The 16,776-nt window shown below is 66.4% G+C and carries 14 protein-coding genes; 9 read left to right on the forward strand and 5 right to left on the reverse strand.

All coding sequences use genetic code 11. The features are described from left to right. Positions 1-20: 20 nt before the first annotated feature. The 5 genes from thrC (at position 21) to EV663_RS04275 (ending at position 5,706) form a co-directional block, all read left to right on the forward strand. Positions 21-1,412, forward strand: coding sequence for a threonine synthase (gene thrC / locus EV663_RS04255; RefSeq protein WP_132950548.1), 1,392 nt, complete (start codon positions 21-23; stop codon positions 1,410-1,412). Further along, entirely contained in the window at positions 1,409-2,671 is a 1,263-nt protein-coding gene (locus EV663_RS04260) for a M16 family metallopeptidase (protein WP_132950549.1), read from the forward strand. The genes thrC and EV663_RS04260 overlap by 4 nt, the downstream gene beginning before the upstream one ends. Continuing rightward, positions 2,671-3,255 (forward strand): GNAT family N-acetyltransferase, encoded by a 585-nt coding sequence (locus EV663_RS04265; RefSeq protein ID WP_132950550.1) that lies wholly within the window; start codon positions 2,671-2,673, stop codon positions 3,253-3,255. Before EV663_RS04260 ends, EV663_RS04265 begins: the two co-directional genes overlap by 1 nt. A gap of 145 nt (positions 3,256-3,400) precedes the next feature. Next, positions 3,401-4,234 carry an MBL fold metallo-hydrolase gene (locus EV663_RS04270; RefSeq protein WP_132950551.1) on the forward strand — a complete coding sequence of 278 codons (834 nt, stop codon included), beginning with the start codon at positions 3,401-3,403 and terminating at the stop codon, positions 4,232-4,234. Between the two features lie 53 nt (positions 4,235-4,287). Further along, positions 4,288-5,706, forward strand: a complete 1,419-nt coding sequence (locus EV663_RS04275; RefSeq protein WP_132950552.1) for an FAD-binding oxidoreductase — start codon at positions 4,288-4,290, stop codon at positions 5,704-5,706. Positions 5,707-5,816: 110 nt separating this feature from the next. On the opposite strand, the gene EV663_RS04280 is transcribed toward EV663_RS04275, so the two are convergent. After that, the gene (locus EV663_RS04280) at positions 5,817-6,356 is read right to left on the reverse strand and encodes an adenine phosphoribosyltransferase (protein ID WP_132950553.1); all 540 of its coding nucleotides are present in this window, start codon (positions 6,354-6,356) and stop codon (positions 5,817-5,819) included. 266 nt (positions 6,357-6,622) lie between these two features. Beyond that, a complete protein-coding gene (gene hemE / locus EV663_RS04285; RefSeq protein WP_132950554.1) occupies positions 6,623-7,654 on the reverse strand; it encodes a uroporphyrinogen decarboxylase in 1,032 nt (343 codons plus the stop codon). 104 nt (positions 7,655-7,758) lie between these two features. On the opposite strand from hemE, the gene hemC reads away from it, so the two are divergent. Further along, the gene (gene hemC / locus EV663_RS04290; protein ID WP_132950555.1) at positions 7,759-8,709 is read left to right on the forward strand and encodes a hydroxymethylbilane synthase; all 951 of its coding nucleotides are present in this window, start codon (positions 7,759-7,761) and stop codon (positions 8,707-8,709) included. 190 nt (positions 8,710-8,899) lie between these two features. On the opposite strand, the gene EV663_RS04295 is transcribed toward hemC, so the two are convergent. The 3 genes from EV663_RS04295 to EV663_RS04305 form a co-directional block, all read right to left on the reverse strand. Next, on the reverse strand, positions 8,900-10,315 hold the full coding sequence (locus EV663_RS04295; protein ID WP_132950556.1) for an FAD-binding oxidoreductase: 1,416 nt from the start codon (positions 10,313-10,315) through the stop codon (positions 8,900-8,902). A 9-nt stretch (positions 10,316-10,324) separates the two neighbouring features. Next, entirely contained in the window at positions 10,325-11,299 is a 975-nt protein-coding gene (locus EV663_RS04300) for a magnesium transporter (RefSeq protein ID WP_132950557.1), read from the reverse strand. A 69-nt stretch (positions 11,300-11,368) separates the two neighbouring features. Next, on the reverse strand, positions 11,369-12,058 hold the full coding sequence (locus EV663_RS04305; RefSeq protein ID WP_132950558.1) for an arylesterase: 690 nt from the start codon (positions 12,056-12,058) through the stop codon (positions 11,369-11,371). Between EV663_RS04305 and EV663_RS04310 the strand changes: the two genes are divergently transcribed. The 3 genes from EV663_RS04310 (at position 12,057) to EV663_RS04320 (ending at position 16,750) form a co-directional block, all read left to right on the forward strand. Continuing rightward, positions 12,057-12,752, forward strand: coding sequence for an ABC transporter ATP-binding protein (locus tag EV663_RS04310; protein WP_132950559.1), 696 nt, complete (start codon positions 12,057-12,059; stop codon positions 12,750-12,752). The two genes, EV663_RS04305 and EV663_RS04310, sit on opposite strands and share 2 nt — an antisense overlap. After that, complete coding sequence (locus tag EV663_RS04315; protein WP_132950560.1) at positions 12,749-15,271, forward strand: ABC transporter permease; 2,523 nt, start codon at positions 12,749-12,751, stop codon at positions 15,269-15,271. The genes EV663_RS04310 and EV663_RS04315 overlap by 4 nt, the downstream gene beginning before the upstream one ends. Before the next feature lie 153 nt (positions 15,272-15,424). Continuing rightward, on the forward strand, positions 15,425-16,750 hold the full coding sequence (locus EV663_RS04320; protein ID WP_132950561.1) for a UDP-glucose dehydrogenase family protein: 1,326 nt from the start codon (positions 15,425-15,427) through the stop codon (positions 16,748-16,750). Positions 16,751-16,776 lie beyond the last annotated feature (26 nt).

Below are 16,776 nucleotides of genomic sequence, written 5' to 3' on the forward strand. Positions count from 1 at the left end.
TCTTACGGATAGGCAGGCACATGCGCTACGTTTCCACGCGGGGACAGGCCCCGGTTTTGACATTCGAAGAGGCGATGCTGACGGGCCTTGCGCGCGACGGGGGGCTTTACGTGCCCGAGACCGTGCCGCATTGCCCGGCCCGCGAGATCGCCGCGTTGGCGGGGTTGCCCTACGAAGAGGCGGCGCTGCGCGTGATGCGTCCCTTTCTGGGGTCGGCCTTTGGCGACGACGCGCTGGAGGCGATCATCGAACGCGCCTATGCGGGCTTTGACCACCCTGCGCGCGCGCCGTTGGTCCAGCTTGGGTCCAACCACTTCCTGCTTGAGTTGTTCCACGGGCCCACGCTGGCCTTTAAAGACTTTGCGATGCAGTTGATCGGGCAGTTGTTCCAGGCATCTCTGGAACGCTCGGGCAAACGGATCACGATCGTGGGCGCGACCTCAGGCGATACCGGGTCCGCGGCGATCGAGGCGTTTCGGGGGCTCGATAATGTCGATGTCTTCATCCTGTTCCCCGAGGGGCGGGTCAGCGATGTGCAGCGCCGACAGATGACCACGCCGACCGAGGACAACGTGCATGCGCTGGCCGTGAAAGGCGATTTCGACGATTGCCAGGCCCGGGTGAAGGACATGTTCAACGATTTCGCCTTCCGCGACCGGGTGGGGCTGTCGGCCGTCAACTCGATCAACTGGGCGCGGGTGCTGGCGCAGGTGGTCTATTACTTCACCTCCGCTGTGTCGCTCGGCGCGCCGCATCGCGCGGTCAGGTTCGCCGTGCCCACAGGTAATTTCGGCGATATCTTTGCCGGTTACATCGCCCGGCGCATGGGCCTGCCCATCGAAAAGCTGGTTATCGCCACCAACCAGAACGACATCTTGCATCGGGCGCTGACCGGCGGGGCCTATGAAACCCACGGGGTGACGCCCACGATCAGCCCGTCGATGGATATCCAGGTGTCGTCGAATTTCGAACGTGCCCTGTTCGAGGCCTATGGCCGCGACGGGGCCGCCGTGGCCCAGCAGATGGACGCGCTGAAATCGCAGGGCGGGTTCACCATCAGCCAGGGCGCGCTGGAGACCTTGCGCGAAACCTATGGCTCTGGCCGCGCGTCCGAGGATGAGACGCGTGCCACGATTCGCGCCCTTTTCGCGGCCACGGGCGAGGTGCTTTGCCCGCATTCCGCCGTGGGCGTTAAGGTGGCGCAGGACCAGCCCGCAAGTGCCGCACCGATGATCACGCTGGCCACGGCGCATCCCGCCAAGTTCCCCGATGCCGTCGAAGCCGCAACCGGCATCCGCCCCGCCCTGCCGTCGCGTATGGCCGATCTGTTCGATCGCCCCGAACGGGTCAGCGCGGTGGAAAACGACCTTGCCGCCCTGAAAGCCCTGATCGAGGAAAGGCGCCGCGCGTGAGCATAGAGTTGCACAGGCTCTCGAATGGTCTGCGGATCGTGACCGAGTCCATGCCGGGGCTGAAGTCGGCCGCCCTGGGTATCTGGGTGGGTGCGGGCGCACGAAACGAATCCCCCGCGGAGAACGGGATCGCGCATTTCCTCGAACACATGGCCTTCAAGGGAACCCAAAAGCGCAGCACGCTTCAGATTGCCGAGGCGATCGAGGATGTGGGCGGCTATATCAATGCCTATACCTCGCGCGAGATGACCGCCTATTACGCCCGCGTGCTTGAGGCCGATGTGCCGTTGGCGCTGGATGTGCTGGCAGATATCCTTCTCAATCCGCAATTCGCCCCTGACGAAATCGAGGTCGAGCGCGGCGTCATATTGCAAGAGATCGGGCAGGTGGCGGATACGCCCGACGACGTGATCTTCGACTGGATGCAAGAAGTCGCCTATCCCGACCAGCCGCTGGGGCGACCGATTCTCGGCCCCGCCGAGCGGGTCAGCGGCTTTGCCCGCGACGATTTCTTTGCATTTGTGCGGCGTCATTACACGCCCGAGAAGATGATCCTGTCCGCTGCGGGCGCGGTCGATCACGACGAAATCGTGCGCCTTGCCGAGGGGCTGTTCGGCCAGCTCGAACCCGCCCCGGCCGGCACGGTCGAACCGGCGCGTTTTGTCGGGGGCGAGCATCGGGTCGTCAAGCCGTTGGAACAGGCCCACATGGCGCTGGGTTTCGAATGTCCAGGCTATCGCGATCCTGCCGTCTACACAGCCCAGATCTATGCTACTGCCATGGGGGGCGGCATGTCCTCGCGATTGTTCCAGGAATTGCGGGAAAAGCGGGGGCTTTGCTATACTGTCTTTGCCCAGGCAGGGTCTTATGCCGACACGGGCCTTGTCACCGTCTATGCCGGCACCAGCGGCGAGCAGCTTGGCGAACTGGCAGAACTGACCATGGAAGAGCTTGCCCGAAGCGCACAGGACATGACCCCGGCCGAGGTCGCGCGCGCCCGTGCGCAAATGAAGGCAGGGCTGTTGATGGGCCTGGAAAGCCCTTCGAACCGGGCCGAGCGGCTGGCGCGGCTCGTGTCGATCTGGGACCGGGTCCCCGGCCTTGAGGAAACCATTGCCCATATCGACGCGGTCACCACCGGCGACGTGCGAGAGTTTGCCGCCCAGTTGGCCGCTCATGCCCGCCCGGCGCTGGCGCTTTACGGCCCGGTCGCGGAGGCGCCGACGCTGGATAAGTTGCAAGGCAGGCTTGCCGCCTGATGCTGGGTCTCAAACGCAAGGTCCGAATCGAGACCGAGCGGATGACCCTGCGCCCGCCTGCTCATGGCGATTTCAACGATTGGGCGGCGTTGCGCGCCTCCAGCGCGTCATTTCTGATCCCCTGGGAACCGGCCTGGGCGCGCGATCACCTCGGCCGCAAGGCGTTTACCAACCGGGTTTACTGGTCGCAACGCGCCATCGGGTCCGGCTCGGCCTTGCCCCTGTTCCTGGTCCGGCGCTGTGATAACGTGCTGTTGGGGGCGATCACTCTGGACAATATACGGCGGGGTCCGGCGCAATCGGGAACGCTGGGCTACTGGATCGGTCAGCCCTTCGCGCGGCAGGGTTACATGCGCGAGGCGATCGAGGCGGTGGTCCATCATGCCTTTGTCATGCGCGATCTCAGCCGGATCGAGGCCGCCTGCCTGCCGGAAAACGCCGCCTCGCGCGGGGTGCTGGAAAAATGCGGCTTCAAGTACGAGGGCGTCGCACAGAGCTATCTCCAGATCAACGGGCGCTGGCGCAACCATGTCCTCTACTCCAATCTGCGCGGCGATCGGCGCGGCCGGACCGAGGTTGGCTAGAAGCCGGGGGACAGGGGCACCCCTTGCGGCGGTGCGGATCGGTCGGGCACCCTGCGCGTCGCGATGTCGTTCAGGGGGACAGGCGATTTCAAATCCGTGACAGCGCGCGTTTCTGCATTAGGTTCCCCCCAGGAGGTGCCCGCCGATGATCCGTCTGCTTGCATGCCTGTTGGCCCTGTTCGCGGCATTGCCCGCCCTGGCGCAGGAACGCCGCCCAAGCCATTGCATCGCCCTGGCCGAGGCCGCGCCGGGCATCGCCCATGTCCAGCTTGCCGCCTTCGGGGGGCCACTGCCTGACCATACCGTGCGCATCGGCTATGTCGGCCACGCCACTTTCGTCATCGAAACGCCCGGAGGTTTGGTCGCGGCAACCGATTACACCGGGTTTCTTGGACCATCCGCGCGCCTGCCCGACCTGGTGACGATGAACAATGCGCACGAGACCCATTTCACTGCCTTTCCCGATCCCGCCATTCCACATGTCCTTCGTGGCTGGCCTGACCGTTCCGGCGCCCCGGCAGACCATTTCCTTGAACTTGGCGACATGCTGGTGCGCAATGTGCCCACCGATCTGCGCGGCGGGATCGACCGGGCCGGAACGCGCGAGAATGGCAACTCCATCTTCGTTTTCGAAGTTGCAGGCCTGTGCATCGGGCATCTGGGCCACCTGCATCACGAACCGACCGCGCAGCAATACGCCGCGTTGGGTCGGCTCGACGTGGTGATGGCGCCTGTCGATGGCGGCCTCACGCTCGACTTGGAAACCATGATCCGCGTCCTGACCCGGTTGCGCTCGTCGGTCGTGATCCCGATGCACTGGTTCGGCCCCAGCTCGCTCGAACGCTTTCTCGCCGGGATTTCAGAGGTCTTCGCGGTGGAGCGGCCCGCTTCCCCATCGCTTGAGGTTTCGCTGCGCAGCCTTCCCTCCCGCCCCACCGTCATGGTACTGGATCCCCGCCCGATCAGCGATCCGGGGTAGCAGACTTGCGCAACGGGGCGCAGCGTGGTTCATCCGACGCGAAAGGATCGCCCATGCTGAGCCCCGTGACAGAAGCCTTCATCGCAGATCTTCACACGCGTCTTCCCGCGTCCAGCTTCCGTGAACTGTCCCCGGCCTACCTGGAGGAGCCGCGCGGGCGCTATCATGGGCAGGGTGGTGCGCTTCTGGTGCCCTCCACGACGGACGAGGTCGCCGAAATCGTGCGCGCCTGCGCAACCGCCCGGATCGGTATCGTCCCCTTCGGTGGCGGAACCGGGCTGGTGGGCGGACAGATCATGGCCAAAGGCCCCGCACCGGTGATCCTCAGCCTCGAACGGATGCGCGCGGTCCGCGCGCTCTATGAAAGGGAAAACGTGCTGGTGGTCGAGGCCGGCGCGGTCCTTGCCGAAGTGCAGGCCGCAGCCGAGGCTGCCGGACGGCTGTTCCCGCTCTCGCTGGCCTCGGAAGGCTCCGCGCGGATCGGGGGGCTGTTATCGACCAATGCCGGCGGAGTGAACGTGCTGCGCTACGGCAATGCGCGCGACCTCTGCCTCGGGATCGAGGCCGTGCTGCCCGATGGCTCGATCCTCAATGGGCTGAAGCGTCTGAGAAAGGATAATACCGGCTACGATCTGCGTCACCTGCTGGTCGGGGCAGAAGGGACGCTGGGCATCATTACCGCCGCCGCCCTGAAACTTGTGCCGCGGCCGGCACAGGAGGCGGCCGCGCTGTTGGCGGTGCGCGACCCCGCTGCGGCGCTCGAACTTCTTGCGCTCGCCCAGGCCAGACTGGGCGAGGGTGTGTCGGCCTTTGAACTGATGCACCGGATGGGCCTCGATTTCCTGGCCCAGACCATGCCCGGTATCCGCCAGCCCTGGCCCGATCCGCCGGATTGGTCCGTGCTGATCGACCTTGGGCTGGGTGCCGGACAAGACCCCGGGGCGGCATTGGAAGAGCTTTTCGTCGAGGCTGATGCGGCCGGGCTTGTCGGCGATGGGCTGATTGCTCGATCGCAGGCGCAACGGGCAGAGTTCTGGGCCTTGCGCGAAAGCATTCCACTGGCCAACCGCCGGATCGGTGCGATCTCGTCGCACGATATTTCCGTGCCCCTGTCGGCAATCCCCGAAATGATTGCCCGCGCAGGTCCGGCGCTGGCAGAGATCGGCGAATTTCGAATCAACTGCTTTGGCCATGTGGGCGATGGCAACCTGCATTACAATGTCTTCCCGCCCCCGGGCGAGACTCGCGCAGACCACGAGAACAAGCGCGCCGCTGTCAAACGCTGCGTGCATGACCTGGTGAACGATCTCGGAGGCTCTGTAAGCGCCGAGCACGGCGTGGGCCGACTGAAGGTGGAGGATATCGAATGCTACTGCGACCCGGCGAAACTGGCGGCAATGCGCGCGATCAAGTCGGCGCTTGACCCGATCGGCATCATGAATCCCGGTGTGATCCTGCGCGCGCCTGCCTGAGGAACGCGGCGCTGGCCCTGTCCGGACCATGGGTATTTGAACCAAGAAGAAGGACAAGGGACCGCGTCCTGTCTTCTTCTTGGTTCAAATACCCATGTCGCAAGCTCGCCTCAGGCGCCAGCGTATTCGCAAAGTGCATGCACATCCATGCCCATCGCCTGCAAGCGCCGGCGGCCGCCCAGGTCGGGCAGGTCGACAATGAAGGCGCAACCGATCACTTCCGCGCCCAGCCGTTCGCATAGCTTGATTCCAGCCTCGCAGGTGCCGCCCGTCGCCAACAGGTCGTCGACGATCAACACCTTTTCACCGGGTTGCAGCGCGTCATCGTGGATCTCGACCACCGCCTCGCCGTATTCCAGCTTGTATTCCTCTGCGATCGTGGCCGCAGGCAACTTGCCCTTCTTGCGGATCGGCACGAATCCCTTGGACAATTGGTGCGCGATCGCGCCGCCCAGTATGAACCCGCGCGCCTCGAGCCCCACAACCTTGTCGATCTGGGCGCCAGCATAAGGGTGCAAAAGCTGGTCTATGGCCATGCGAAACCCGCGCGGATCGGCAAAGAGCGTGGTCACATCGCGGAACATGATCCCCTCGTGGGGGAAATCGACGATGGTGCGGATGTAATCCTTGACGCTGTTGATCTGCGGCATCGCGGGGTCCTTTCGGCAAAGTTCGCCCGGCCGGGTTTCGCCCAAGCACATCGCGCGTGCAAGGGTCCGATTGCCGCAATCGTTCAAGCGGCCGGGGCATTATGGTATCTTTCAGCGCGGCTTCGATGATCGCCCGGATGCGGTTTGTCCCTACCACCAGTCCCGGGATACCTTGCCCTCTCGAAACCACGATGTGCCGCCGCGGTTATCTCGCCGCGACGGCATTTGAGCAGTCATCCGGGGCGACAGGCGGCCCGGCGCATGTCTCAGCCGCGCAGCGCCTCCAGCATGATCGTCACGTTTTCCGGATCGGCATCCGGCGTGATCCCGTGGCCGAGGTTGAAGATATGCGGGCCCTTGGAAAACGCCTCCTTGATCCGCTTGGTCTCGTCGATCAACTCTTGCCCGCCAGTGACCATCAGCGAGGGCGCCATGTTGCCCTGCACGCAGCCGTCGCATTGCACGTTTTCAGCCGCCCAGGCGGCATCGACGGAGTTGTCCAGCGCAACGCAATCCGCCCCGGTCGCCTTGGCGAAGCCGATATACCGCTCGCCCGCCTCGCGCGGGAAGGCGATGCAGGGCAGGCCCGGGTGGCGCGCCTTCAGCTCGGCGATGATCTTTTTCGCAGGTTCCAGCGCGTATTTGTCGAAATCCGCGCCCTTCAGCGAGCCGCCCCAGCTGTCGAAGATCTTGATCACCTCGGCGCCGGCCTCGACCTGCTTGGACAGGTATTCGATGGTGGCGTCGGTCAGAAGCTCGATCAGCGCCTCGAAGGTGGCGCGATCCTCGGCTTTCAGGGCATGGGCCGGGCCCTGGTCCTTGGTGCCGCGGCCCGCGATCATGTAGGTGGCCACCGTCCAAGGCGCGCCGGCAAAGCCGATCAGCGTGGTCTCGGACGGCAATTCGCGCGACAGGATGCGCACGGTTTCGTAGACCGGGGCCATGTGGTCGTGGATATCGTCCTTGCCCTTCAGTGCCTTCAGCCCGTCCGGTCCGGTGATCGTGGACATCCGCGGCCCTTCACCGGTCTCGAACCACAGATCGGCCCCGAGCGCCTGGGGTAGCAGCAGGATGTCGGCAAACAGGATTGCCGCGTCGAACGCGTAGCGGCGGATCGGTTGCAGCGTCACCTCGGCGGCCAGTTCCGAATTATAGCAAAGCGACAGGAAATCGCCGGCCTCGGCGCGCGTGGCCCGGTACTCGGGCAGGTAGCGCCCCGCCTGGCGCATCAGCCAGACCGGCGGCACGTCCTGTGTTTCACCAGCCAGAGATTTCAGAAGTTTTTTGGTTTCCGCCATCGTATTCCCCGTTTAAGAGTTCCGCCTGTCGTCCCCTGCTTGCGTCAGCATGTCAAGTCGGGCCGAGTTGTCAGGACGACGTGACGCGAATAGAGGTTTGACGCATGGCTATCACACTTCCTTCCCCCGCTTCACCCCTCAAGATCGGAACCCGTGGCTCGCCGCTGGCACTGGCGCAGGCGCACCAGACGCGATCGATGCTGATGGCGGCGTTCGATCTGCCCGAGGATGCCTTCGAAATCGTGGTGATCAACACCATCGCCGACCGGGTGCTCGACCGCGCGCTTAAAGAGATCGGCGGCAAGGGTCTGTTCACCAAGGAAATCGAGGACGCGATGCTCGAGGGGCGCATCGACATCGCGGTGCACTCGACCAAGGACATGGCAGTGGAACAGCCTCAGGGCCTGGTTCTCGATACATTCCTGCCGCGCGAGGATTTTCGCGATGCTTTCATCTCGCACAAGTTCGCCGCGCTCGCTGACCTGGATGAGGGGGCCGTGGTGGGATCGTCTTCCTTGCGGCGCCGGGCACAGTTGTTGAACAAACGCCCCGACCTGAAAGTCGTTGAGTTTCGCGGTAACGTGCAAACCCGGCTGAAAAAGCTCGGGGATGGCGTTGCCGATGCGACCTTCCTTGCAATGGCTGGCCTGAACCGGCTGGACATGGCCGACGTGGCGCGCTCGACCATCGAGCCCGAGGAAATGCTGCCCGCCGTGGCCCAGGGGGCCATCGGGATCGAACGGCGCGTCGAAGACCCGCTGACCGCCCATCTGCTGGAGGCGCTGCATCACCGCGAAACCGGCGAACAGATGGCCGCCGAGCGTGCATTCCTCGGGGCGCTGGACGGCTCCTGCGAAACGCCGATCGGCGGTCTCGCACAGCACGAGGGCGGACAGATCTGGTTGCGCGGCGAAATTCTGCGCCCCGATGGCAGTGAAAGCATCAAGGGCGATGACCGCGCACCGATCGAAGATGCCGCTGAAATGGGCCACAATTTGGGCCTCAAACTGCGCGAGCAGGCGGGGGAAGGTTTTTTCGACTGGATCGAACCCTAGGCTGCCGGCTGTAAACCTGTCGGGGAACAACCGACCGGGGGCTTTGCCCCCGGACCCCCAGGATATTTGCGCCAAGAAGAAGCTGGCATATGCCTTCTTCTTGGAAAAATACCCCGGGGGAGTCCGAAGGACGGGGGCAGAGCCCCCAGCCCGGTCTCCGACCCTGCTCCAGGCGTGATCGGATCGCGGGTTATCCCGTCGGCGGCAAGAGCTTTGCCGGGTTCATGATATCGTCGGGGTCCAAGGCTGTCTTTATCGCCCGCATCACGTCGAGTGCCACCTTGTCCTTGCGCCGTTCCATGGTCGACAGCTTCGACAGCCCGATCCCGTGCTCGGCCGAAAAGCTGCCGCCAAGTGCGGCGACTTCATCCTCGACCGCTTCGCGGATCGCTTCCTTTATCGCATCGCCGCACAAGGTGGGCCAGACGACGTAGTGCAGGTTACCGTCGCCCAGGTGGCCGACGGTGATCGTTTCGGCCCCGGCATCTATCTCGGGTAGGCGGGTTTCCATCCGGGCCAGGAAGGTTCCGACATGGTCCAGTGGCAGGGCGATGTCGTTATCCACCGCCGGTTGGCGCGAAAAGGTGATCTCGGCGGCCAGTTCGCGGCGTTGCCACATCTCGGCGCGCTGTGCACCGGATTGGGCGACGACGGCGTCGATCACCTTGCCTGTTTCCATCTGCCTGGCCAGTGCCTCTTCGAGCAGGCTCGTCATCGGGAGCCTTCCTTCGGGGTCGGTTGCGGCGTCGCGGGGGGCGGTTGCACCCAGTTCGATCAGCACGGCGACCGCGTAGGTCTGCTTGAACGGCGGACGCAGCTCCGGGTGGCAGAATGCAAGGCGGCGGAAATAGGTGTCGGGCATGTATTCGAACGCCTCGACCGCACCTCCGCTCGTCTCTTGCAGGGTGTTCAGCAGCTCCAGCGCAGCGTCCAGGTCGGGCAGGGCTACCATTGCCGTGGCATGGGCGCGCGGTTGCGGGACCAGTTTCAGGACGGCGGCCGTGATGATGCCCAGCGTTCCCTCGGCCCCGATCATCAGGTCGCGCAAGGCGTAGCCGGTATTATCCTTGTGCAGGGCCCCCATCACATCCAGCACACGACCATCGGGCAGAACAGCCTCCAGCCCCAGGCATAGCGCGCGTGTCGTCCCGTGGCGCAGCACGTTGGACCCGCCCGCATTGGTCGACAAGAGCCCGCCGATCATCGCCGAGTCGCGCGCGCCGAAAGTCATGGGAAAGCTCAGGCCCTGTTCGGCCGCGGCGTCGTGCAGACGCGACAGGATCACGCCGGCCTCAACCGTGGCGGTGCGCGCGGTAGGGTTTATGGCGCGAATGGTGTTCATCCGTTCGACCGAGACCATCACTGCGCCCTCGGCCAGCGCGCCCCCCGCCAGCCCTGTGCGCCCCGCCACCGGCACGACGGGCGTGCGCGTCGCATGGGCCAGCCGCATGATCGCGGCCACCTGGTCGCGATCGGCCGGACGCAGCACGGCGAGCGGCGTGGCCGTGTATTTCCCGGTCCAGTCGGTGGAATAGGGGGCGGTATCGGCCCCGGTCAGCACATTGGCCTTGCCCAAGAGTATCTCGAATTCGTCGATCAGGTCCATCGCGTTCCCCTAAAGCATCAGCGCCGTGACAACGGCGAAATAGATCGACAGGCTGGCCGCATCCTGGATCACGGTGCAGACCGGGCCGCTGCCCATGGCCGGGTCCGATCCCAGACGCTTGAACGCCCAGGGCAGGGCAAAGCCCACCACGGCGGAAACGGCCCCGCCCGCCAGCACCGCGATCCCCACGGCCAGCGCCAGCATCCCGTCGCGGAACATGGCAAAGACCCCCGCGGCGGACAGCACCCCCAGCGTCAGCCCGATGCCCAGCCCGATCACCACCTCGCCACGCATCAGGGCCGCGATCGACACATCCTGTGTCGACAGCCCCCTGACCGAGACCGAAACCGCCTGTGCCCCGATCGCGCCCGCGATATAGACCAGCGCGGGCACGAAGAAGGCGACCGCGACATTCGCCTGCAACGCCTCTTCGAACCGGACCATGACCAGCGTGACCAGCGTCGAGGCCAGCAGTCCCAGCACCAGCCAGGGCAGCCGCCGGGCATAGCGGTCGCGCAGGGGCGCATCCAGTGCCGCCTCGGGGCCGGCGGCATGGGGGCCGATTCCGGCGAGGCGTTGCAGATCCTCCATGTGTTCGGCGCGCAGGATCCGGAACAGCGCCTCGGGCGGGACCGCCCCGATCAGGCGGCCGACGTCATCGACCACCGGCACGGCGATCATGTTCAGACTGATCGCCAGTTGGGCGATTTCCTCCTGGTCGGCCTGGTCGGTCACCGCCTCGTGTTCGGGTTCCATGATCTCGACGATCCGGTCGGCATGGCGGGCGAACAGGTCGTTGATTCGCACGATCCCTTCCAGCCGCCCGCCCGCATCGGTGACGAAGACCGTGTCGGCGCAGTCGAAAGCCTGCCCGCGCAGGGTGGCGATCACATCGGCAACGGGGGTATCGGGCCGGGCAGTGGGCACGGCCCGGACCATGTGCCGGCAGGCGGTATCGGTCAGGCAGAAATCGGGCGTGGTCATGGGCGGTTCCGTGGGGTGGATCGGCCCAGCCTTAACCGGTTCTCCCCGGTGCGCCTAGGGGGCAGGGGGTCACTGTGTCCTGTCGATCAGGTCCAGCACGGCGGGTCCGATGGCCTGCACGATCAGCGCGACGCCCGTGGCCGAGGGGTGGATACCGTCGCCCTGCATCAGTTCGCGCAGCGCCGTGCCGCGATCGGGCAGGTCGGCCAGCGGTTTCAGGAAACTTTCGAAGTGTAGCGCCCTGTATTGCGCGGCCAGTTCGGGAAAGATCGCGTCGAAGGCGGCCTTGTAGTCCGGGCCGTAATTGCCCGGCGCCTGCATGCCCACAAGCAGCACCGCCACGCCGCGATCCTGCGCGGCCCTCAGGATACCCTCGATATTCGCGCGGGTGGCGGCCGGGTCGATCCCGCGCAGCAGGTCGTTGCCGCCCAGCGCCACGATCATCGCGTCCACATCAGGCGTCAGCGTCCAGTCCACCCGCGACAGCCCCCCGGCGCTGGTGTCGCCGGAAACGCCCGCGTTCAGCACCCGTACCTCGGCGCCCTGATCGCGCAGCCAGCTTTCCAGTTGCGGCACGAAGCCGTCCTCCTGCGGCAGGCCGTAGCCCTGGGTCAGGCTGTCGCCCAGGGCCGCGATGGTGACCTGCCCGGCCAGGGCCGTTCCGGCCGTCAGTATCAGCCCCAACGCCAATGTGAGGTTGAGCGCGCCCGCCCGCACCCCATATCCAGAGGCAATGGCACGACGGAACAGGCGCCCCATGACCGACTCGATTCTCTCTCTCGACGATGTGACCCTGACGCTCGCCGGCAATGCCGGCCCGGTGGAAATCCTGCACGGCATCACCCTGCAGGTGGCCAGGGGCGAAACGCTGGGGCTGGTCGGGCCGTCTGGGTCGGGCAAGTCGTCTCTCCTGATGCTGATGGGCGGGCTGGAGCGCGCCACCGGCGGCACCGTCACGGCGCTGGGCCATGACCTGACCGCGATGAACGAGGACCAGCTTGCCCGGTTCCGCAGGGATCATATGGGCGTGGTGTTCCAGTCTTTCCACCTGATCCCGACGATGACCGCGCTTGAAAATGTCGCGACCCCGCTGGAACTGGCGGGCCACCGCGACGCGTTTGATCGCGCCGAGGAAGAGTTGCGCAGTGTGGGTCTGGGCGCGCGGCTGGACCATTATCCCAGCCAGATGTCGGGGGGCGAACAGCAGCGCGTGGCGCTGGCCCGCGCCGCAGCCCCCCGCCCGCATATCCTGCTGGCCGATGAACCGACCGGCAACCTCGACGGGGCCAACGGGGCGGCGATCATGGATCTTTTGTTCGGGCTGCGCGACCGGCACGGGGCGACGCTGGTCCTGGTCACCCATGCGGCGGATCTGGCCGCGCGCTGTGATCGGATCGTGCGGCTGGCCGATGGCCGTGTTGCCGGGCAAGAGGGGCGGAGGGCCGCGGAATGACCTTGCCGGTCGCCGCCCGCATCGCCCGCCGCGAGTTGCGCGGGGGCCTGCGGGGCTTTTACGTCTTTCTCGCCTGCCTTGCGCTGGGCGTGGCGGCGATCGCCGCCGTGGGCTCGGTCCGCGAAAGCATCACCGCCGGTCTGCAGCGCGAAGGCGCTGTGCTGCTGGGCGGCGATGCCGAGATGTCCTTCACCTACCGCTATGCCGAGCCGGAAGAGCGGGCGTGGATGGAGCGCACCGCCGGAACCGTGTCGGAAATCGTCGATTTCCGCTCGATGGTGGTGGTCGACCGCGACGGCGTCACCGAACGCGGCCTGACCCAGGTCAAGGGCGTGGACGCCGCCTATCCGCTGTTCGGACAGGTTGCGCTGGACCCGCCGATGCCGCTGGACGCGGCGCTGGCGGGCAATGGCGCGGTGATGGAACGGGTGCTGGCCGACCGGCTGGGCCTGCGCCCCGGCGACAGTTTTCGCCTGGGCACGGGCACCTATGAATTCCGTGCCGTTCTGACCCGTGAACCGGACGGGGCAGGGGACGGGTTCGGCCTGGGTCCGCGCCTGCTGGTCCGCACACAGGCGCTGGAGGGCTCGGGCCTGCTGGAACCGGGGACGCTGTTCGAGACGAAATACCGGCTGGACCTGCCCGAGGGTACCGATTTCGCCGGGCTGGAAGAGGCGGCCGAGGACCGCTTTGCCGATAACGGGATGCGCTGGCGCGATGCGCGCAACGGGGCGCCCGGCATGACCCGCTTCGTCGAGCGGCTGGGCTCGTTCCTGGTGCTGGTGGGGCTGGCGGGGCTGGCCGTGGGCGGCGTGGGCGTATCGGCCGCGGTGCGCGCATATCTCGACGGCAAGACCGCGGTGATCGCCACGCTGAAGACCCTGGGCGCGGAAAGTCGCACGATCTTTGCCGCCTACCTGATCCAGATCGGGGCGCTGGCGGTGCTGGGTATCGTGATCGGCCTGGTGCTGGGCGCGGCGCTGCCGCTGGTCTTTGCGCCGCTGATCCAGGCGCAATTGCCGGTGCCCGCCGAGATCGGGATCGCCCCCGGACCGCTGGCGGAGGCGGCGCTGTACGGCGTGCTGACGGCGCTGGTCTTTACCCTCTGGCCCCTGGCCCGGACCGAGGAGGTCCGCGCGGGTGCCCTGTTCCGCGATGCGGTGGGGCGGACGCGGGCCTGGCCGCACTGGCGCTATCTGGTGGCTATCGTCGGGCTGGCGGTGACCCTGATCGGGGTGGCGGCGTGGTTTTCCGGCGTGCCCTCGCTGGCGCTGTGGTCGGCCTTCGGCATCCTGGCCGCGCTGGGGCTGCTGGTTCTGGCGGCAGCCGCGCTGCGCTGGGGCGCGCGCCGCGCCGCACGGGCGCGCTTCGTGCGCGGGCGCACGGCGCTGCGGCTGGCGCTGGGCGCCGTGGGCGGACCCGCGGGCGAGACGACCTCGGTGGTGCTGTCGCTGGGGCTGGGGCTGTCGATCCTGGCCGCGGTGGGCCAGATCGACGCCAACCTGCGCAGCGCGATCAGCCAGGAACTGCCCGAGGTCGCGCCCTCCTATTTCGTGGTGGATATCCAGCCGCATCAGCTCGACGGCGTATTGGACCGGCTGGAGGGCGATCCGGGCGTGTCCAAGGTGCAGACCGCGCCGATGCTGCGCGGCATCATCACCCGGATCAACGGCCAGCCCGCGCGCGAGGTGGCCGGCGATCACTGGGTGGTCACCGGCGACCGGGGCGTGACCTATGCCGCCGCGCCGCCAGAGGGGACCATCGTCAACGGCGGCGAATGGTGGCCTGCCGATTACGACGGCCCCGCGGTGATGAGCTTTTCCGACGAGGAGGCCGAGGAGATCGGCCTGAAGCTGGGCGACGACGTGACCGTCAACATCCTGGGCCGCGACATCACCGCCAAGGTCACCAGTTTCCGGGACGTGGATTTTTCGACCGCCGGGATCGGTTTCGTGATCTCCATGAACCCCGGCGCCCTGCAAGGCGCGCCGCACACCCATATCGCCACGATCTATGCCGCGCCCGAGGCCGAGGCCGCGATCCTGCGCGACCTGGCCAGCGCCTATCCCAACATCACCGCAATCCGGGTGCGCGATGCCATCGACCGGGTGGCCGAGGTTCTGGACGGGCTGGCCGCCGCCATCGCCTATGGCGCGGCGGCCACGCTGGTGACCGGGCTGATCGTGCTGATCGGCGCGGCGGCGGCGGGCGAGCGGGCGCGCGTGTACGAGGCGGCGGTTCTGAAAACCGTGGGCGCGGTGCGCGGCCAGGTGCTGGCCTATTTCGCCCTGCGCTCGGCCCTGCTGGGGGCTGCGGCGGGCGCGGTGGCGATCCTGGCGGGCGGTGTTGCCGGCTGGGCCGTGATGGAATTCGTGATGATGGGCGGTTACGAGTTCGAGCCGGTTTCGGCGATCGCCATCGTCGCGGGGGGCGCGCTGGCGACGCTGGGGGCGGGGCTGGCTTTTGCCTGGCGGCCGCTTGCGGCCCGTCCGGCCCGCGTGTTGCGCGCGCGCGAATAGCCCGCGGTGGGACGCAGGGCGATTTTTCTGCGAAAAATCGGGTGCCCGGGGGGGCTGTCGCGGAAGCTTCACGAAGCGGGGGCCTCTTTGGCTTGACTTGGCGGTCCCGGCTGTCGCATCCGGCTGAAGACAGTTTTCCGTTGGAGCGGTATCATGAAGATTGCGATGATCGGGACGGGCTATGTTGGTCTGGTCTCTGGCGTTTGTTTTTCGGATTTCGGGCATGACGTTGTCTGCGTGGACAAGGACCCGCGCAAGATCGAGATGCTGGAGCGCGGCGAGGTGCCGATTTACGAGCCCGGCCTCGACGAGGTCATGGCGCGCAACGTGGAGGCCGGTCGTCTGACCTTTACCGGCGATCTTGCCGCGGCCGTGGATGGGGCGGATGCGGTGTTCATCGCGGTGGGCACGCCCACGCGGCGCGGCGACGGCCATGCCGATCTGACCTACGTGATGTCCGCCGCCGAAGAAATCGCGCGGGCGATGACGGGCTACACGGTGGTGGTGACGAAATCGACCGTGCCCGTGGGGACCAACCGCAAGGTCAAGCAGACCATCGCCAAGGCCAACCCGGAGGCGGTTTTCGACGTGGCCTCGAACCCCGAATTCCTGCGCGAGGGCGCGGCGATCGACGATTTCATGCGCCCCGACCGTGTGGTGGTCGGCATCCAGACCGACCGCGCCCGCGAGGTGATGGCCGATATCTACCGGCCGCTTTTCCTGCGCGAATGCCCTGTCGTCTATACCGACCTGGAATCGGCCGAGATGATCAAGTACGGCGCCAATGCCTTTCTCGCGGCCAAGATCACCTTCATCAACGAGATGGCGATGCTGTGTGAAAAGACCGGTGCCGACATCAAGGCGGTGGCCAAGGGGATGGGGCTTGACGGCCGGATCGGCAACAAGTTCCTGCATGCGGGGCCGGGCTATGGTGGGTCGTGCTTTCCCAAGGACACCTCGGCACTGGCGCGGATCGGTCAGGAACATGCCTGCCCGATGCGGATCACCGAAACGGTGATGGAGGTCAACGACGCCGTGAAACGGCGCATGATCGACAAGGTGATCGACCTGTGCGGCGGGTCGGTCAACGGCAAGACGATCGCGGTGCTGGGCGTGACGTTCAAGCCCAATACCGACGACATGCGCGATGCGCCCAGCCTGACCATCGTGCCCGCGCTGGTGGGGCGTGGGGCAAAGGTTCGCGTGGTCGACCCGCAGGGACGGCGCGAGGGCGAAGCGCTGTTGCCCGGCGTGGTCTGGACCGAGGATGCCTACAAGGCCGCGCAGAATGCCGAGGCGCTGATCATCCTGACCGAGTGGAACGAGTTCCGCGGCCTCGATCTCAAGCGCCTGGCCCGAAAGATGTCGGCGCCCCGCATGGCCGACCTGCGCAACATCTATCCGCCCAGCGAGGCCCGGCGTGCCGGGTTCGAGGCCTATGTCTGCATCGGGCGCCAGGGCTTCGGCCCGGACGCCTGAGCGGGCAGGCGGCTGTCGTCTGTCGC

The sequence above is a fragment of the Rhodovulum bhavnagarense genome, assembly GCF_004343505.1.
Classification (GTDB): Bacteria; Pseudomonadota; Alphaproteobacteria; order Rhodobacterales; family Rhodobacteraceae; genus Rhodovulum; species Rhodovulum bhavnagarense.